Source organism: Nocardia pseudobrasiliensis NBRC 108224 (assembly GCF_001613105.1).
Taxonomy (GTDB): domain Bacteria; phylum Actinomycetota; class Actinomycetes; order Mycobacteriales; family Mycobacteriaceae; genus Nocardia; species Nocardia pseudobrasiliensis.
This window is the reverse complement of record NZ_BDBS01000009.1, coordinates 61,786-79,881: the sequence shown is the minus strand read 5'-3', so window position 1 is coordinate 79,881 and position 18,096 is coordinate 61,786. Positions and strand designations below refer to the sequence as shown.

Below are 18,096 nucleotides of genomic sequence, written 5' to 3'. Positions count from 1 at the left end.
CCGAAATGGCAGAGTCCACATCAGCCCGCGGGCGGGTCATCCAGTCGTGGTCGAAACAGGGTCTGCAAGCGCCGCCGCGGATCGTCGGTGGTAGCGGTTGCCGGTTCTTCGACGCCTCCGGCCGGTCCTATCTCGACTTCGGTTCCCAGCTCGTCAACGCCAATCTGGGACACAGCCGCACCGAGGTTCAGGAGGCGATTCAGAAACAGGTCGCCACCATGGCCACCCTCGGCCGTCCCTGGGATGTCGAGGTCGTCGGCGAATTGGCCGACCGGCTCGCCGAGGTCACCCCGGGCGATCTCAACTCGTTCTTCTTCGCCTGCAGCGGAACCGAGGCCAATGAGGCCGCCATCCGGCTGGCGCGGGCCTACACCGGCCGCGACAAGATCATCGCCCGCTACCGGTCCTATCACGGCAGCACCGCGGGCGCTCTCACGCTGACCGGCGAACCGAGGCGCTGGGTCGGGGAGCCGGGCGTGCCCGGTGTGGTGCGCATGCTCGATCCCTACACCTACCGCTGCCCGGCCGGACATCCCTCGCCGTGTCCGGTGTGCTCGGGCGCACCGCATCTGCGCGAACTGCTGCAGTACGAGGGCCCGGAGAATGTGGCCGCGGTGATCATCGAGCCGATCACCGGAATCAACGGCGTGATCGTCCCGCCCGACGGATATCTGCGGGCCATCCGCGAGGTGTGCGCCGAGTACGGGATCCTGCTGATCCTGGACGAGGTCATGACCGGATTCGGGCGCACCGGAACCTGGTTCGCATGCGATCGCTGGGATGTGGTGCCCGACATCATCACCTGCGCGAAGGGTTTGACCGCCGGATATCTGCCCCTGGCGGCGGTCGCGGTCAGCGACCGGTTCACCCCGTGGCTGCAGGAGTCGATGTTTCCCTACGGGCTGACCCACAGCGCCCACCCCGTGGCCTGCGCCGCCGCGGTGGCCGCGTTGGGGGTCTATCAGAAGGATCGGCTCGTCGAACGCTCCGAGCAGCTGGGCGCGCTGATCGGCGCGGGACTGCGCGAATTGGCCGAGCGGCATCCCTCGATCGGGGATATCCGTGGTAGCGGCTGCTTCTGGGGAATCGAACTGGTCACCGACCGCGAGACCAGGCAGCCCCTCGTCCCGTACAACCCCGACGCCGCGGCCGCTGAACCGATGGCGCGGCTGACCGCCGACGCGTTCGCCCGGGGGCTGTATCTGCTCACCCACTGGAACATCGTGCTCGTATGCCCGCCGCTGATCATCGACGAGGCCGAGATCGGCGAGGGACTGGCGCTGCTGGACCGATCCCTTTCCATCGCGGACGAATACGTGATCGGCCATGGCTGAGGGCAAGGTGTCGATCTGCGAACTCGTCGCGCGGTCGGCGGCGGGGCGGCCGCGCGACAACGCCGTGGAGGTACGTGGTTTCACCGCCGCCACCAGCGACGCCATCACCTGGCGCGACCTCGCGGCCCGAGCGGGTGAACGAGCCGAGGCGTTCCGGCGCACCGGATTGCGCGCGGGCGATGTGGTCGCGGTCGCGCTCGCGCCGGGTATCGGCCACGTGGTGGCGACGCTGGCGCTGTGGGAACTCGGCGCGGTGGTCGTTCCGGTGGATCATCGCTGGACCGCCGCGGCGAAATCCGATGTGGTCGAACGCTATCCGCGCGGCTGGGTGGTCGAGGGGAGCGAGCTCAACCTGGTCTCCTATCACGGGGGTGACGATCCGATTCCGGGCCTGGCCGAATTGACCGCCGACGGATTGCCCCGGTCGGTGTCGCTGTCGGGTGGAACGACCGGCGTTCCCAAACTCCTCATCCGCAACCGGCCGTGGGCCTATCCCGAATCGGGACCGCTCAGCGGGAAGGAACGCGAGCGGGGAATGGCCTACGGGCAGACCCAGATCGTCGGATTGCCGCTCTACCACGCGGGTTTCGGCGCGCTGTATCACGGCCTCGCCCTGGGACATCGGATCATCGTGCCCGCCAACGCCTCACCCAAACTGTTCCTGGAACTGCTCGAATCCGAAGGGGTCGAGGTGTTTCGGACCGTCCCCGCGCAAATGGGCACCCTCATCCAAGCCAGCGGCGGAGACGCCCGCCGGTTCGCTACCCTGCGGCTGGTCGTGCACACCGCGGCCCGCTGTCCGGAGTCGGTGAAACGCCGCTGGCTGGAGCTGATCGAACCGGATCGGGTGTACGAGGAGTACGGCAGCGTCGAACGGATCGGGGTGCTCAGCATTCGCGGCGACGAATGGCTGCGCCATCCCGGATCCGTCGGGCGGCCGATCCACTGTTCGGTCCGGATCCTCGACGAATTCCATCGCGAGGCCCCCACCGGTACGACGGGGGAGTTGTTCATGACCGACGAGAACGCCGCGCAGCCTGTCTATCTCGGCGACGGACCGCGACTGGCCGAAGCGGACGGGTACTTCAGCGTCGGCGATCTGGCGTACCGGGATGCCGAGGGTTACGTGACTCTGGTGGGCCGCAAGGACGACGCTGTCAATGTGGGCGGTGTGAAGGTGTTCCCCCGCGACGTCGAACGGGTCCTGGAACGCCACGCGGCGGTCCGTGATGTCCGCGTGCGCGCCATGCCCGATCCCCGGCTCGGGGAGGTCGTGTGCGCGCAGGTCAGCCTGCACGATGGCGCGACGGAACAGGTGCTGGCCGAGCTGTGGCGCGACTGCCGCGCGGAGCTCACGCGCGCGCAGACGCCGCGAGTGATCGAAATCGTCGACGATGTACGCCGGACGGCCTCCGGCAAACTGCGGAGAGAGGTATGACCGTGCGGGAACGAGTTTGGGCCGTCGTCGGGCGGGTGTGCGGCAGCGACTACACCGAGTCGGGCGCGAACTTCTATGAGCTCGGCGGCGATTCGCTGCTGGCCGATCAGCTGATGGCCGCGCTGCGCACCGAGTTCGGCGAGGGGCTGTCGGTCACCGTGCTGTTCGAGGCGCCCGATATGGGAACCTTCGTCGAAGAGACGGTGACGCAGCTGAATTCGCGGTCCTCTCAGCAGGGCGGATCGTAGCGACCGTCGACGGCGGTCCAACCGCCGTCGACGTAGAGCATCGTGCCGGTGACGAAGCTGGCGGCATCGGTCGCCAAGAACGCGACGGCTCCGGCGATTTCGCTGGGCCGCGCCCAGCGGCCCAGCGCGCTCTTGGACGCGTACGCCGCCTGCCATTCCGGCACCGCGTAGATCGAATCGGTCAGCGGCGTGCGCACCACGCCCGGCCCGACCGCGTTCACCCGGACCCCCGCGGGCCCGAATTCCGCCGCGGCCCCCCGAATCAGCTGCAGCAGAGCCCCTTTCGTCGCCGCGTACACGGCCTGTCCGGGTTCCACCGTGACCGCCCGGATCGACGACAGACCCACAATGGACCCGCTGCCCCGGGCGACCATGCCCTTGCCGAACGCCCGGATCATATGGAAGGCGGCCCGCAGATTGAGATCGAGTACGGCATCGAATTCCGCTATGTCATAGTCGAATACGCGCTTGCGGACATTGCGTCCGGTGGTGAAGACGAAGACGTCGAGCTCGGACATCGCCGCGGCGGCCGCCTCGACCGCGTCGGCGTCGCGGGCATCCAACCGATACGCCGTGGCCGGAGCTTCGGCCAGCGCCGCGGTCTCCTCCGCCTTCGCGGGATCGATATCGGCGCACACCACCTCCGCGCCCAATGCCGCCAGGGCGAGCGCGGATTCGCGGCCGATGCCACTGCCCGCGCCGACCACGAGGGCACGTCTCCCGTCGAGCCGGAACAGCGCTCGGTAATCGGTCATCGCATGGTCCTAACGTTCACGAGTGGTAGGGCAGCGTGATCGTCTTGACCACGCTCATCTCCCGCACGGAATACGGGATGCCCTCGCGGCCGACACCGCTGGCCTTCACGCCGCCGAACGGGATATGCGGCGAATCGAAATGCGGTCCCGCATTGAGATTCACCGCCCCGACCCGCAGGGCCGCGGCGACGGCGGAGAATTCGGCCACATCCGAGGTGACCACCCCGGCCTGCAGGCCGTAGCGCGTCCCGTTGGCCACCCGGATCGCCTCGGCGGTATCGGCGACCCGGATCACCGGCGCCACCGGCCCGAAGGTTTCCTCCACGACCAATTCGGCCTCGGCGGGCACCCGATCGAGCACGGCCGGAGTGATGAGCGGCCCGTTCCGATCGCCGCCGAGCAGCAGTTTCGCATCGGCGGCGACCGCGTCGGTGATGCGCCGGTGTACCGTGATCGCGGCCTGCTCGCTGATCAGCGGCCCGACATCGGTGCTCGGATCCATCGGATCCCCGGCCCGTTTGGCCCGGGCCGCCGCCACCAGCGCGGCGACGAGTTCGTCGGCCACCTCGCCCACGACGATGATGCGCTTGATCCCCCGGCAGGACTGTCCGGCCGTGGCGAACGCGCCCTGGGCGGCCAACCCCACCGCGAGTTCCAGATCGGCGTCGGGCAGCACGATCAGCGGATCGTTGCCGCCCAATTCCAACAGCGTCTTGCGGCCCGCGGCCGCGGCCGCCACCGCGCGGCCGGTACCGACCGAACCGGTGAAGGTCACCATATCGATGTCGGGATGCCCGGCCAGCGCGGGACCGATGACGCCGGGCTCACCCGTTGTGACGACGAGGTTTTCGGGCGGCAGCCCGGCCGCGAGCATGATCTCGGCGAAGGCCAGGGCGGTCAGCGGCGTCTGCTCCGACGGTTTCACCACGACCGGACATCCGGCGGCCAGCGCGGGAGCCACCTTCACGACCACCTGATTGAGCGGCCGATTGAACGGCGTGATCGCCGCGACCACCCCGATCGGCTCGAAGACGGTCAGCGCCAACCGATCCTGGCCCGGAATGGGGATGGTCTCCCCGCGCAGCCGCTCGGTCTCGGTCGCGGCGACGTCGAGATTGGTTGCGGCGCGCTCGGTTTCCTTGCGGGTCTCGGCGATGCACACTCCGGATTCGCACGAGATCAGTTCGGCCAGCTCCCCGGAACGCTCCCGGATCAGCGTCGCGGCCGCGTTCAGAATGCCCGCCCGCCGGTCCGGCCGCAGCGGTCGCCAGGAGTCGCGAAGCGCCCGCACCGCCGCGTCCATATCCGAAACCGTATCGCGCGCAACCGTTCCCACGCTCTCGCCGGTCCAGGGATTGCGCACGGTGAGCCGGTCGGCGGCGGGCTGTATCGCGCCGTCACGAAACATGGTCGACGTCCTTCCCCCGACCGGTCACGAAATCGCGGAACCGCCTCGCCACCTCGGGCGGGCGGACCGCGGGACGGCCCAATTCGGCGAGGGAACCCGGGCGGATCGTCAAATAGACGAACGCCGGTCCCGGCTCGGCCTGCGCTGCACCCACGGCCTCGGCGAATTCGTCGAGATCGGCGCAGTCGTACACGCGGGCGTAGCCGCAGGCCCGCGCCACGGCCGGAAAGTCGACCTGGGACGCCAAACTCCGCTGCCCCCCGGTGGAATCGTGCACCCGGTTGTCCAGCAGGACATGCGTCAGATTCGGTCCGCCGTGCGCGCCGACCGCGGCCAGCGTGCCCAATCGCATGAGCGCCGCGCCGTCGCCATCGATCACGACAACGGGTCGCGAGGTATGCCGCGCGACGCCCAGACCCACCGCGCTGGCCGAACCCATCGCCCCGACCAGATAGAAATGCTGCGGCCGGTCGGCCAGCGTATAGAGTTCACGGCTGGTCTTGCCGGTGGTGGACACCACGGCGGCCTCGTCGGTGAGGGTTCCGATCAGACATTCGAGGGCGGCCATGCGCGTCGGCGCGTCGCGAGAACGCCGGGATCGGATGAACGTCGCGGTCACCGGATCGGCCAGCGGCGGCTCGTCCAGTCGCTGGGCGGCCATGACGCCGTTGCGGAGGATGAACGCGAAAGGCGTTTGCTCCCGGTCCATTTCGGTCCAGCCCGCCTCCAGGCACTTGTCGAGTTCGGCGGCCTCGGCGGGCAGTATCGCGTGACCGACGCGCATGAGCTCGAGCAGTGCGGGGGTGATTTCGCCCATCAGCTCGTGCTGCGGTTCGTCCGGGAAACCCGGTTCCCCGCGCCAGCTGACCAGCAGCGGCACCGGAATACGGCTGGGATGGGTGAGCGAGGTCAGCGGATTGACCATATTGCCCAGACCCGAATTCTGCCCGATCACACAGGCCGTGGCTCCCGCGAGCCAACACCCGGCGGCGATGGCCACGGCCTCGCCCTCATGGGTCACCGGCAGATAGCCCGCGGCCGAACCGGACGCCACCCGATTGATCATCGGCGTCAGATACGAGCACGGCACGCCGACGACATCGACCACGCCGCGGGTGATCAGTCCGCCGAGCAGTTCGTCGGCGTCGATCACGAATCCACCCACTTCTGCGCGAGTGAGCTGTAGTGCGCCTGATCGGCCTCCAGCTCGGGATAGCCCATGAGCGAGAATAATTCGTCGAGCGGGGTGATCACCGGTTCCACCGCGGCCGCGCCGTCGCGGCGCAGCGCCCGGCAGGCCTCCCGCATGGCGGCCACCGAGGCGCGCATGGCGTGGTTGGCCCAGATCACCGCGGCGATACCGAGTTCGGCGAAGGTCTGAGCGGGCACGGTGTAATAGGTGGTCGGCGCGATCACCAACGGCAGGCGCGCGCCCCACTCCCTGGTGAATTCGGCGATCTCCTCGACGGTCCGCTGCCGTGAGTGAATGAAGATGGCGTCGGCGCCCGCCTCCCGGTATGCCTCGGCCCGGCGCAGGGCCTCGGCCATTCCGGCCCCGGCGATCAGGGCTTCGACCCGGGCCACGATCACGAATTCGTCGTCGACGCAGTCGCGGCACGCCGCGATCTTGGCGCAGAACTCACCGATCGGCGCCAGGGGATGCTGTTCTCCGAAGAACGAGTTCATCTTCGGAAAGACCTTGTCCTCGACGCAGATTCCCGCCGCGCCGATCCGCTGGGCGCGGGCGGCGAAGCGCCGGGCGGTGTTGAAATTGCCGTAGCCGGTGTCCGCGTCGACTAGCACGGGCACGCCGCCCGCCTCGACCATCCGCGCGGTCAGATCCAGCAGCTCACTCCAGGACACCTCGTCGTTGTCGCGACAGCCCAGGATCGTCGACATACACAGCCCCGACGCCCAGATCGCGGGAAATCCGGCCTCGGCGGCGATGCGGGCGCTGAGCCCGTCGTGCGCGCCCATGAGGTAGGACGGTTCGGGTTCGGCGAGCAGTCCGCGTAACTGCGCGCCGGCGACGCCCGCGGCCGGTGGTCTCGTTCGAACAGGGAGGTTTTCTCTCACACGCACTGCCTCTCTCAGGTGACTCGGCCTTCGGCGGGTGGTGGGCCACCGGCCAGAACCCCCGCGACGCCCTCGGCGATGCGTCGCCTACTGCTTCGCTCGGATTCCACCGACAGGAATGCGCGATGCGCCGACACCACCACGTCGTCGCGGGTCAGCAGTTTGCGCGCGGTCGGATCGTCGTTGGGATCCTCGGGGGTGAATACATCGGAGGCGAAACCGCCGAGCCGGCCGGCCTCCAGAGCCGCCAGGACCGCGGCCGGATCGACCAGCCGCCCCCGGGCGGTATTGACCAGGAAAGCGTCGGGCCGCGCCGCGGCCAGTGCCGCGGCGTCGACGAGCCGATCGCTTTCCGGAGTCAGCGCCGCGTGGATCACCACGGCGTCGGCGGCGCCGAACAATTCGGCGAGATCCATTGCGGCGGTGACGCCGTACCCGGCCATGAGATCGGCCGAGACGTAGGGGTCGTAGGCGATGACGCGCTGATAGAACGCCTGTAGTTTGCGCGCGGTCGCCCGGCCGATGCGGCCGAATCCGACGATTCCGGCGGTCCGAGTCCCCACCCGTCGCGGCACCCCGCCCGCGTGAATGTTCCACTGCCGGGTCTTGACCAAACGGTCCTGGGTGCAGACCCGCCGTTCCAGCGCGAGCAGCAGGGCCAGGGTGTGGGTGCTGACCTCGTCGACGCAGTAGTCGGGCACGTTGAACGACATGATGCCCGCCTCGGCCAGCAGCGGGGCGTTGAGATTATCGATGCCGACGCCGCTGCGGGCGATGACCCGGCAGCCCGGCCCGAGCGCGTCGAGCAGTTCCCGCGTGACCTGGCAGCGATAGACCACCAGGGCGTCCGCGCCGCGCACATGTTCGTGAAAGTCCGTGCCCCGCAGGATATATCGGCCGTCGAACAGCCCCAGCCGCAGCTCGATCCCCTCGCCGAAGGCCGCGCGCTCGATATCGGCCAGGGCGAGATCCGGCTGTCCTCGCTCGTTCAGCGCCCAGGCGGGATCGGTGTAGACGACGCGCAATCTTCATCTCCCGGAGTCGTAACCCCACCCGCGGCTGTCCCGGCGGCCGCGCCGCAGGGTGGCCGCCGGGGCGTAGGTGTTGGTCAGCTCGAACAGGTCCAGATAGCCCAGATGTCGTCCCGACCCCAGCTTGATCAGCGCGCCCGCGCCGGACCAACGATGCGAGACGAACGGCGCCACCCACACCGAGGCGTCGGCGGCCAATTCGGCACGCTCCTCGGAGCCGTCGGCGCGAATCCAGTGCAGCGTGGGCGCGCCGCCGGTGACCAGGTAGTGGGATTGCGCCGGCTCGCACAATCGGCCGCCCTCGCCCGCGACGCGCAGGAACAGTCCGGTGAGATCGGGCAGGTGCGGCGCGGAGGCCATCGAGGTGACCCGATAACCCTGGAAGGCGCGAATCTCCGCGCGGCACTCCGCGACGGATTTGAAGGTCTTGCCCACCGCGTCGTGCCGGGTCGTGGGCGGTATCAGCAGCCGGTAGTCGAAGCCGAGCGCGGTACCCAACTCCCGCAGCAATTCCGGTGATCCGGCATCGATCGCCGCGGCGAGATCGGCCTCGCGCACCCCCAGACCGGCTGCGGCCGATGCCAGGGTGTGTCCGCGACGCGACAGCAGCAGAAGCGCCACCTGCCGCGGAACCGATTCGCCCGCAAGCCATTCGAACATCGCCGTCGCGGCCGGATCGGACCAGTCGTTGAGGTCCTCGATCAGTCCGGCCAGCGAGGATTGACCCGTGTAGGACACGATTCGGGCCGGGGTGGTTCCGGCCAGTGAATAACTGTGCGGGCAATACGAAGGTTCCACATAGGAGTCGCCGACGATCCAATCGTCTTGGCCCCCATTGGTTTCGATGACCTGCCAGGTGGACTCGTCGAGTTCCTCGCCCCATCGCCCGTGAATGTCGCCGGGGCCGAGGTTGATCGTGATCGCCGGTTCGAGATGTCCGTTGTTCAGGGCGGGCACCCGATCGACCGGGCAGAGAATATCGAGGATGACCGGTGCGACCGCGCCCGGCGGCGCGGCCATTGTGTAGTAGTTGTAGAAGTGGATGCCGTCACGCTGAATCGGTCGGCGGGTGTCGCGCAATTGCTCGGGGGTGCGGATCGACACCGTCAGATCGGATCGGCCGCTGGCGACGAGCTGTTCGGGCGTGAGCTGCAACGCGCGGGCCACCGCGTCGGCGATATCGTCGGGCCAATCGCTCTCACCGGGCGCGGACATCAGTTTCGCGAGGTGTTCGTGATCGGCGCCGACGGCCGCGGCCAGCTGCCCGGTCGTGGTCTTCCTGATATTGAGCCAGTGCACGACCTTGTAATTGTCAACGCGCATAATCCCGCTCCGTGATCCCGGCCAGCAGCCGCGTCAGGGCCTGAACATCCACCCGGCGCGGATTGTTGCCCGCGCGGTCGTAGGCGAGCGCTTCGGTGGCGATCCGGATCGCGTCGCGGCGCAGATCGGGCGCGACCGGCAGCGCGGGCGAGGCCGCGAGCGTGTCGATCCTGCGCGCCAATTCCTCGACGTCCTCGACGCCCGCGGCGCTGACCACCCGCGCGATGGTCGCGCGCACCCGCTGTGGTCCGCGCGGATCGGCGCAGTCCGCGCCGACCGAGGCGTTGTAGCGCAGCACCGCTGCCAGGGTGAGCCCGCAGGCGTGCCCGTGGCCGAGCCCGTGGCGCAGGGTCAGCGGATACGACATCGCATGGCACACAGTGGTTCCCGCGAGGGCGATCGCCCGTCCGGCCAGATGTCCGGCCAGCAGCGCGGCGTGGCGCTGGGCCGCTCCCCAGTCGTCGGGTCGGCGGTCCAGCAGATCGGCCAGCAGCGCCCACGCCGCCCCGCCCAGCCATTCGGACTGCTGATCGGCGCGGATCGACCACGCGCCCTCCAGGCCCTGCGCGAGGGTGTCCAGCAGGCAGCTGATCAGGTGGGCCTCGGGGAGTCCGATGAGCAGATCCGGATCGAGCACCGCGGTCACCGGCCGCAGCGAGGCCCCGCGCAGGGAAAGCTTCCGGCCCTGACCCCGGTGCCAGATCGTCGCGAAAGGCGTTGCCTCGGCTCCGGTCCCGGGTGTGGTCGGCAGGGCGATGACGGGCGGCGCGGCCTCGCCGCCGGTCTCCTCGGCGCAGGCGCGCACGACCAGCTCAGGTGTGGGATCGGTGCGGATCGACAGGGCCGCAGCGGCTTTGCCCGCGTCCATGACGCTGCCTCCGCCCACCGTGAGCACCACATCGGCGCGGTGGGCGCGCACCTGCCGGGCCAGTACTGCCACGGATTCCGGTGTGGGCAAACCGGATTGGATCACCATGCGCAGCGGATACGAACGCAGCGCGGTCAGTAGCGGTGCGGACCAGCCGCGTCCGGTGAATCCGCCGCCCGCGATCAGGACCACGCGCGGGGCCACGGCGGTGCCCGCGGCTTCGGCCACAATCTCGGTGGCGACCTCCGCGGCCCGCACGCCGACGATCGTGCGAGGCGAGTCCAGCAACAGGTCGCTGACTCGAGTATCGGCGGCGTCCATCGACCACCTGCCTCCAACAAGACGAGAACCCGGTACGGACGCCGGTCGATCCACGGTACCGTAGGCCGAGTCGATATCGGCGAGTATCAGAATTCGCCGACCCATCATTTCTATGGGGTTGCGCGAACAGATGACCGAAGGCTACCGCGAACAGGTTTCCCGGAACCGATTGAGGTTCAAAACGATTGCCCGGACCTATGCGGACGGGCAGGGCCGACGCCTGGACGGCGAATTACTGGCCGAGCTGATCCGACCGGTGCGTTTCGAATTCGTTCTCGATGTGGCCACCGGAACCGGCGCCGCCGCCGCGGTGGCCGCGAAAGTCGGTGCGGGCGCGAAGATCATCGGCGTCGATTCCTCGGCGGAGATGCTCGTGCAGGCGCGTGCGGCCGGTGTGCTGCCCGTGGTCGGCATCGTCGAGGAATTGCCGTTCGCCGACGGCGCGTTCGATCTGGTGCTGTGCACCCGTGCGCTGCACCATGTTCGACATCCCGCCGTCGCGGTCGCCGAACTGGCGCGTGTGGTGCGCCCGGGCGGTCATCTCGTCGTCGCCGACAATGTCACGGGACTGTCCGGTGCGGCGCACGAGCGGGTCGAGACGATTCAGCGCCTGCGGGATCCGGGGCATTCCTCGACGCTGACCGAGGACCGGATCGTCGAACTGCTGCAAATCAATTCGCTGGACGTACTCGAATGTCGACGCACCACCAGCTATCGCCCGCTGGCGCAGTGGCTGGCCGACGGCGGAGCCGGTGCGCAGGAATCGGCCGAGGTGCGGCGGCATGTGGCGGCGCTGGAACCGAGCGACGACGAGGGGGTATTCGGTACGAATTTCGTGACCGAGGCGGGTGAGGTGGCCGGGCTGCGTCAGGCCATGTCTTGGATCAAAGCCCAAAAAAGAAACGGGTTGTAGGGCGCCGACGGCGTCGTAGCATGGACACTCTGACACCTGGGAGGCTCCGTGGACATCGCCGCTCTGGATGCCGGGATCGACGAGCGCGAACTCGTCGAATTCACGCAGCACCTCGTGCGCACCCACACCCCGGACGAAGAAGGCAGGGGTGAACGCGCCGTAGCGGCCTTCCTGCTCGCGAAGATCACCGAATGGGGTTGGCGTCCGCGGTTTTTCGACTCCGGCGGCCGGCCGAATATCGTGATCACCCTGGACGGAGGCGGGGGAGCGGGTCCGACCCTGGCGTTCGAGGGTCATCTGGATGTGGTGACCGAGGGCGATCCGGCCCAGTGGACCATGGACCCCTACAGCGGCGAGATTCGCGACGGCAAGCTCTACGGCCGCGGCGCGGCGGATATGAAATCCGGCGTCGCGACAATGCTTTACGGGACGCGGGCGCTCCAGCTGGCCGGTCCCTTCCCCGGACGTATCCGACTGCTGCTGCTCGCCGACGAAGAGGGACTGATGACGGGCGCGAAAGCGGCCGTGGCCCAGGGCTTCGTCCGCGATGTCGACGGGGTGATCTGCTGTGAGCCCGAAGGCGACGAGGTGTGCCCGGTCTCCAAGGGCGCGATCCGGCTGCGGGTGGATTTCACCGGTGTGATGAGCCACGGCGCCATGCCGACCCAGGGCCGCAACACCCTGCCCGCCATGGCCCGGGTGGTGCTCGCCCTCGAGACGCTCGAACACACCCTGATCCAGGAGGTCGGCAGCCTGCCAACGCTCGGCGCGCCCTCCATCACGCCCACTGTGGTGCGGGCGGGGACTCCGGATCAGATGAACACCATTCCGGGCACGACCGCGCTGTACGTCGATGTCCGCACGATTCCCGGGGTGGACCACGAGACGGTCCTGAAGCGCATCGGCGAATGTATCGACACCGCCGCGCGCGACTGTGAGATCGGCACGGCCGTGACCGTCATCGACGATCGTCCGTGGGTCGAAACCGCCTCGGACACACCGCTGGTGGCATCGCTGGTCGCGGCGCACGAGATCGTCAACGGGGTGCGGCCGGTGGTCGGCGGGGTGCCCGGCACCACCGACGGCACCATCCTGACCCATTACGGCAAGGTCCCCAGCGTCGTATACGGGCCCGGGGGTAAGTGGATCGCGCACAAGGCCGACGAATACGTCGAGGTGAGCGATCTGAAACGGTACGCGCTGACATACGCTGTTGCGGCACAACGCTTTCTGCGCGACGGCTCGTGATGGCGGGTCCGCGCGAGACCGGCGATACCAGGCTGCCGCTGAGTCCGGGGCAGCATCTGCTGGACTTTCTGGAATCGATCCGGCCGGGCGGCGCGGCCGAGGCGTTCAACATCTCCCTGCGGCTCACGATCGACGGTCGGCTCGATCGCGGGCGGCTGTTCGACGCCGTCGCCGCGGCGGTCGGACGCCACGACGCGCTGCGGGTCGCGGTGGTGCGCGGGCGAGGCATGGCCGAGCAGGTCATCGGGGTCGATTTCGAGCCCGAGGCGACGGTGCGACGGGTGTCGGCCGGAACATCCTGGGCCGAACCGGATATCGAGGCGCTGCTGGCCGAGTACAACAACAGGCCCTTCGATCTCACGCGGCCGCCGTTGCTGCGGGTACTGCTGCTCGAGAACGCCTCGGACCGGCGATGGCTGCTACAGGTGACGGTCCATCACAGCGTGGCCGACGCCTGGTCGCTCGAGGTGCTCGCGGGCGATATCGGCCGGTACTACCGCGCGGCGGCCGGTCTGGAACCGAAACCCGCACCGCCGCAGGTGAATTACGCGCGAATCGTCCTCGATGAGCTGGCCGCGCTGGAATCGGCGGAGGCCGATGCCGCCCGGACCTTCTGGCCGGAGTATCTGGGCTCGTTCGAGGTGTTGCAGACCGCCGGGTTGGATCAGGCGCGGCCGCAGGGCGATCCGGCGATCACCGGCCGGGGCGATCGCAGCCTGCGGCCGCCGGAGACCGCGGCCGTGCGCGGTCTGGCCGGGCGGTTGCGGGCGACCCCGTTCATGGTGCTGGCCGCGGCCTACGGCTTCATTCTGGGACGGCTCGGCGGCAGCGAGGCGTATCTGTTGCCGACCTTCACCCACGGTCGCCGGGATCCACGGTTCCACGAGTCGGTGGCCATGCTTTTCAATCCCTTCCTGATCAAATTCGCCTGGTCGCCGGGGATGACGTTCGCGGAGCTGGTCGCGACGTTCAAGCGAAACGCGCTGCCCGCCTATCGGTTTCAGTGGTACCCCTTCATCGAGGTGCTCGAGATCTGCCCGGAGTTGTCGGTATCGCTGATCGATCCGAGCAGCGCCCTGTTCCCGGTGCAGATGCTCAATGTCCCGAAAACCACCAGGGCCGAAGGGCTTTTCGGCCCCGACTGCGTCGTCGCGGAGTACGCCCTGCATCGGACCTCGGTGGGCAATGTGCTGCCCATCGACGGCATGCTCACGATCAAGGGCGCACCGCACGCGCTGGCGATGACATTCAATGCGGCACAGCGATTGTGGAGCGACGAGCTGTCCGCGGCCATGTGCGCGACCGTCGTCGACCTGTGCCTCGAGGCCGCTCGGGATCCCGCGGTCGAACTCGGGCGGCTGATCGACACCGTCGATCGCCGCTTCCGCAGCAACATATGGAGCGTTTGATGGTTCCCCCGACAGTGGCCGTCGTGGACGGCGCGAACGGATACGTCGCCAGTAATACGATCTGCGAGATGGTCAAACGCGGCGTCCGCGTGAAAGCGCTCGCGCGCGGGGCGCGGACGCGGGTTCCGCAGGCGCTCGCGATGGCGACGGTCAACGAGGGGGAACTGCCACCGCCCGGGGTGGAGAAGGTCGAGACCTACGAGTGCGAATTGACGCGGGAGAATCTGGGCATCGACGACGCAGTGGCGGCCGAGATCTTCGCCGAGCCTTGCGATTTCTGGCATTTCGCCGCCGCGGTCGATCTGTCTCCGAACCGGCCCGCGCTGCTCGCGGAGGTCAATACCCGGGGGACCGAGCGGGCGCTGCGATTGTTCGCCGAGCACGCTCGGCCGGGCTCGCGGTTCTTTCTGATCAGCACCGCCTATGTCGGTGGCGTCTCGGATACGCCGACCCGGGAGGACTGGCTACCCATTACCGCGGACTGCCGCTTCCGCACGGTCTACGAGGAGACCAAACGCGGCGGTGAACTGATCTTCCGCGATTACCTGACCGAACACGGTATCGACGGCGCGGTATTTCGGTTGGGGCAGGTGGTGGGCTCGTCGAAAACCGCGCACACCACCTCCGATTTCGGGATCTACAACTTCATGAAGGGGATGCGCCGGGTGGCCGCCCGCTTTCCCGGCGGATCCGCCGCGGTGCAGGTGGGTGAGTCCGCGACGCTGAATCTTGTGCCGATCGATATATGTGTGGACTGGCTGCTGGCCCTGGCCGAGGTCGAGAAACCGCCGCGAATCGTGAATCTGACCGACCGCGTCGGTGTTTCGGCGGCGGAGACGGTTCGAACGATCGGCGCGGGACTCGGCATGACGCTGCGGCCGGTTCACACACGGGACTGGGCCGATTCGCGGCTCAGCACGCTGGATCGGGCGGTGGCCGCGCGGCTGGCCTATACCGGTAAATATCTGGTCGATACGATCGAATTCGAGCGGCGTAATCTCGAATCGACGCTGACCGTCCCGGACGCGGTCTGCGATCTCGACCTCGTCGAACGATTGGTCGATTGGTATCTGAAGTAATGGACGACGCGGGCTGAACTAGCGTGCCGAAACCGTTGCGAGCGTGTCCGAAAGGGCCTGCTTCGGATCGCTCGGGGCCTCGAAGACGCGCCACGCGATGACGCCGTCCGGGCGTACCAGACTCGCGCCCGACGGGCCTATTCCGTAGCGGGCGAAGAATTCTCCGCCGGGCTCCGCGCCGATCGGGTGGATTCTCACGGCCGCTTCCAGCCCCGCGGCCGCCTCGGACCAGAGATTGCCCGCGCCGGTCAGCAAAACGAACCCGTCGCCGAAAAGGTCGATGGTCGACAGTGTTTCGTGGCGCAGCCACACATGCGGCGCGCGGAATCCGGGGCGGCCGCTCGGATGGAACGGATCCTCGGTGTCGGCGGGGTCGTCGTCGTCGGTGCGTATCGCCGCGGAGCGATAGCGGAATCCGAGGGTGAGCTCTAGTGCGCGTTGCCTTTCGGCGTTCGCGTCCGAGGCGGATCCGCGCTCGGCCAGCAGTCGCAGCGCCTCGGCGACGACCCGCTCGGCGATCGGACGGCGTTCGGCGTCATAGGTTTCCAGCAGCCGCGGTCCGGCCGTCCCGTCGAGTACCGCGGCGAGTTTCCAGGCCAGGTCGTAGGCGTCACCGATCGCGGTATTGCCGCCCAGTCCGCCGCTGGGCGGGGTGACCTTCGCGGCGTCACCGGCCAGCAGCACCCGGCCGACGAGGAAGCGGTCGGCGACCGCGGCCGCCATCTCCCACGGGCGCACCGCGGCGATTCTCGGTTCCAGGCCGGGCAATTCGGTGACCAGCCGGATCAGGTCGACGCATCGCTCGGTGGTGAAGTCGGGCGGGGTCTGCCCGGCGGCCGGATCGTAGCCGGTGGTCAGCAGATGCCGGTCGGCGGCGTGGTCGATGGTGGTGAATACGCCGCCGAGGTGTTCGTTGTGCAGGATGTGCAGGGTCGGGTGTTCGGGATCGACCAGGCGGCCCAGATCGGCGTCGAAGATGATGCTGATGTGGTGTGACAGGCTGCCGGGGCCGTGACGTTCGACGCCGAGCGCCGCGCGCACATCGCTGCGATTGCCATCGGCGGCAACCAGATACGCCGCGCGCACCCGCGTGGTCCGCCCGTCGTGGCGCAGCAGTGCGGTGACACCGTCGTCGTCCTGTTCGAAGGAGACCAGCTCGGTGCCGAAATGTATTTCCGCGCCCAGCTTCTCGGCCCGTCGTAGCAACATCGGCTCCAATTCGTGCTGCCCGGCCGCACCCAATCCGGCCGGGGACAGCGCGCCGATCGCACCGCCGTCCTCGCTCGAAACCTCTTCGTGCAGAGCCGGGCCCGGCACAGTGGCCGCGACCCGAACCCGAAATCGGGCCAGCCGCTCGGTCGCCTGCGGCACCTCCCCGGCGATCCCGCCGAATCCCAGCAGTTCCATCGTGCGCTGGTTCTGGCCGATCGCCCTCGGAAAGGGTGAGATCGCGGACCGCCGCTCGACCAGCAACACCTCGACTCCCCGTCGTGCCAGGAACATCGCGGCGGCCGAACCGGCCAACCCCGCACCTACGACCAGTACGGCCACTCGCTCTCGCATGCCCCCACGGTAGGAGGCGGCCCAAATATAGTCAAGCTTGATTAATCAAGCGCGAGTCGAAGCGCGAAGGGTCGATTACGCTGGCCGGTATGCAGGTCGGGCAACCCAGTAGGACGGCAATGGCCGTGGCGCATGCCAGGGCCGATCACCAAATCGTCGATGGGGCGCGGGTATTCGCCGATCCGCTGGCCGTGCGGATCGTCGAGGGTGACGATCGGGGAGCGAACGACTTCCAGGAGGGGCTCGATGACGACGCGGTGCGGCATCGGCGATTGCTGATCGCGGCGCGCAGTCGGTTCGCCGATGAGGCCGTCGCGGCGGCGATCGATCGTGGGGTCGATCAGGTTGTCGTGCTCGGGGCGGGGTTGGATACCGCCGCGTATCGGAATACTCGGGCGGATATTCGATTCTTCGAGGTCGACCATCCCGTGACACAGGAGTGGAAGCGGCAGCGGCTGGCGCGGACGGGGATCGAGGTTCCCGCCTCACTGACTTTCGCGCCGGTGGATTTCGAACAGTCCACGCTGGCCGACGGATTGGCCGCGGTGGGGTTCGATCGCGGCCGCGGCGTCATCTTCGTGTGGCTCGGTGTCGTGGTGTATCTGACCCGGCAATCGATCGAGGACACGCTGCGCTACATCGCCGAGCAGGATGGTCCGGTCGAGGTGGTTTTCGACTATCGGTATCCCGTCGCCGCGCCCGATCGGCAGCGGGTGGATCGGGTGGCGGCGGTGGGTGAGCCATGGCTCAGCTTCTTCGACGAGGACGAGATGCGAAGCCTGCTGCAGTCGCTCGGCTACGAACGGATTCGGGACCTTTCGGCGGCGCGGATCCTGGACGACTACGGGATCGCAAGTCGTCCAACGGATTCGGTGGTTCATCTGGTCCACGCCGGTGCGCGGTGAGCGACGCGGTGCCGATACCTTCGAGATGGTCGATATCTCGCCCGGGCGGGTCGAGCTGTCGGATCGGCGGACGCAACGGCGCTGGCCGGTGGAGGTCGCGCGGTTCCGGCTGTCGGTCCTTCCGGTGACCCAGGCGCAGTACGCGGAGGTGACCGGCCGATCTGGCTAATATGGTCC

General features: G+C 68.4%; 17 protein-coding genes. 9 read left to right on the top strand and 8 right to left on the bottom strand.

The window, feature by feature from the left end:
• Positions 1 to 5 precede the first annotated feature (5 nt).
• The 3 genes from NP4_RS09925 to NP4_RS09915 are packed head-to-tail and all read left to right on the top strand — an operon-like array spanning position 6 to position 3,020.
• Complete coding sequence (locus tag NP4_RS09925; protein ID WP_067995344.1) at positions 6 to 1,334, top strand: aminotransferase class III-fold pyridoxal phosphate-dependent enzyme; 1,329 nt, start codon at positions 6 to 8, stop codon at positions 1,332 to 1,334.
• Entirely contained in the window at positions 1,327 to 2,772 is a 1,446-nt protein-coding gene (locus NP4_RS09920; RefSeq protein ID WP_067995341.1) for a class I adenylate-forming enzyme family protein, read from the top strand. Before NP4_RS09925 ends, NP4_RS09920 begins: the two co-directional genes overlap by 8 nt.
• A complete protein-coding gene (locus tag NP4_RS09915; RefSeq protein ID WP_067995339.1) occupies positions 2,769 to 3,020 on the top strand; it encodes an acyl carrier protein in 252 nt (83 codons plus the stop codon). Before NP4_RS09920 ends, NP4_RS09915 begins: the two co-directional genes overlap by 4 nt.
• On the opposite strand, the gene NP4_RS09910 is transcribed toward NP4_RS09915, so the two are convergent.
• Genes NP4_RS09910 through NP4_RS09880 form a run of 7 tightly spaced genes read right to left on the bottom strand, consistent with a single transcriptional unit; the run spans position 3,002 to position 10,802 of the window.
• Complete coding sequence (locus NP4_RS09910) at positions 3,002 to 3,775, bottom strand: SDR family NAD(P)-dependent oxidoreductase (protein WP_067995337.1); 774 nt, start codon at positions 3,773 to 3,775, stop codon at positions 3,002 to 3,004. The genes NP4_RS09915 and NP4_RS09910 overlap by 19 nt on opposite strands.
• Before the next feature lie 16 nt (positions 3,776 to 3,791).
• Positions 3,792 to 5,183, bottom strand: coding sequence for an aldehyde dehydrogenase family protein (locus NP4_RS09905; protein WP_067995328.1), 1,392 nt, complete (start codon positions 5,181 to 5,183; stop codon positions 3,792 to 3,794).
• Positions 5,173 to 6,336: a phosphonopyruvate decarboxylase gene (gene aepY / locus NP4_RS09900; protein WP_067995916.1), complete on the bottom strand. Its 1,164-nt coding sequence runs from the start codon at positions 6,334 to 6,336 to the stop codon at positions 5,173 to 5,175. The genes NP4_RS09905 and aepY overlap by 11 nt, the downstream gene beginning before the upstream one ends.
• Complete coding sequence (gene aepX / locus NP4_RS09895) at positions 6,333 to 7,259, bottom strand: phosphoenolpyruvate mutase (protein WP_067995325.1); 927 nt, start codon at positions 7,257 to 7,259, stop codon at positions 6,333 to 6,335. Before aepX ends, aepY begins: the two co-directional genes overlap by 4 nt.
• Positions 7,260 to 7,273: 14 nt before the next feature.
• Positions 7,274 to 8,284, bottom strand: coding sequence for a C-terminal binding protein (locus NP4_RS09890; protein WP_067995323.1), 1,011 nt, complete (start codon positions 8,282 to 8,284; stop codon positions 7,274 to 7,276).
• A gap of 3 nt (positions 8,285 to 8,287) precedes the next feature.
• Complete coding sequence (locus NP4_RS09885) at positions 8,288 to 9,613, bottom strand: cupin domain-containing protein (protein ID WP_067995318.1); 1,326 nt, start codon at positions 9,611 to 9,613, stop codon at positions 8,288 to 8,290.
• Positions 9,603 to 10,802, bottom strand: coding sequence for an iron-containing alcohol dehydrogenase (locus NP4_RS09880; protein WP_169813703.1), 1,200 nt, complete (start codon positions 10,800 to 10,802; stop codon positions 9,603 to 9,605). Before NP4_RS09880 ends, NP4_RS09885 begins: the two co-directional genes overlap by 11 nt.
• A 169-nt stretch (positions 10,803 to 10,971) precedes the next feature.
• On the opposite strand from NP4_RS09880, the gene NP4_RS09875 reads away from it, so the two are divergent.
• Genes NP4_RS09875 through NP4_RS09860 form a run of 4 tightly spaced genes read left to right on the top strand, consistent with a single transcriptional unit; the run spans position 10,972 to position 15,451 of the window.
• On the top strand, positions 10,972 to 11,715 hold the full coding sequence (locus NP4_RS09875; RefSeq protein WP_170216782.1) for a class I SAM-dependent methyltransferase: 744 nt from the start codon (positions 10,972 to 10,974) through the stop codon (positions 11,713 to 11,715).
• Between the two features lie 48 nt (positions 11,716 to 11,763).
• Positions 11,764 to 12,963 carry a M20 family metallopeptidase gene (locus tag NP4_RS09870; RefSeq protein WP_067995310.1) on the top strand — a complete coding sequence of 400 codons (1,200 nt, stop codon included), beginning with the start codon at positions 11,764 to 11,766 and terminating at the stop codon, positions 12,961 to 12,963.
• Positions 12,963 to 14,372, top strand: a complete 1,410-nt coding sequence (locus tag NP4_RS09865) for a condensation domain-containing protein (protein ID WP_067995308.1) — start codon at positions 12,963 to 12,965, stop codon at positions 14,370 to 14,372. The genes NP4_RS09870 and NP4_RS09865 overlap by 1 nt, the downstream gene beginning before the upstream one ends.
• Positions 14,372 to 15,451 (top strand): SDR family oxidoreductase, encoded by a 1,080-nt coding sequence (locus NP4_RS09860; protein WP_169813702.1) that lies wholly within the window; start codon positions 14,372 to 14,374, stop codon positions 15,449 to 15,451. The genes NP4_RS09865 and NP4_RS09860 overlap by 1 nt, the downstream gene beginning before the upstream one ends.
• An 18-nt stretch (positions 15,452 to 15,469) precedes the next feature.
• On the opposite strand, the gene rdmE is transcribed toward NP4_RS09860, so the two are convergent.
• A complete protein-coding gene (gene rdmE, locus NP4_RS09855; protein WP_067995302.1) occupies positions 15,470 to 17,014 on the bottom strand; it encodes an aklavinone 12-hydroxylase RdmE in 1,545 nt (514 codons plus the stop codon).
• An 89-nt stretch (positions 17,015 to 17,103) separates the two neighbouring features.
• On the opposite strand from rdmE, the gene NP4_RS09850 reads away from it, so the two are divergent.
• A complete protein-coding gene (locus NP4_RS09850) occupies positions 17,104 to 17,919 on the top strand; it encodes a class I SAM-dependent methyltransferase (protein WP_067995300.1) in 816 nt (271 codons plus the stop codon).
• The gene (locus tag NP4_RS09845) at positions 17,909 to 18,088 is read left to right on the top strand and encodes a hypothetical protein (protein WP_067995297.1); all 180 of its coding nucleotides are present in this window, start codon (positions 17,909 to 17,911) and stop codon (positions 18,086 to 18,088) included. The genes NP4_RS09850 and NP4_RS09845 overlap by 11 nt, the downstream gene beginning before the upstream one ends.
• Positions 18,089 to 18,096 lie beyond the last annotated feature (8 nt).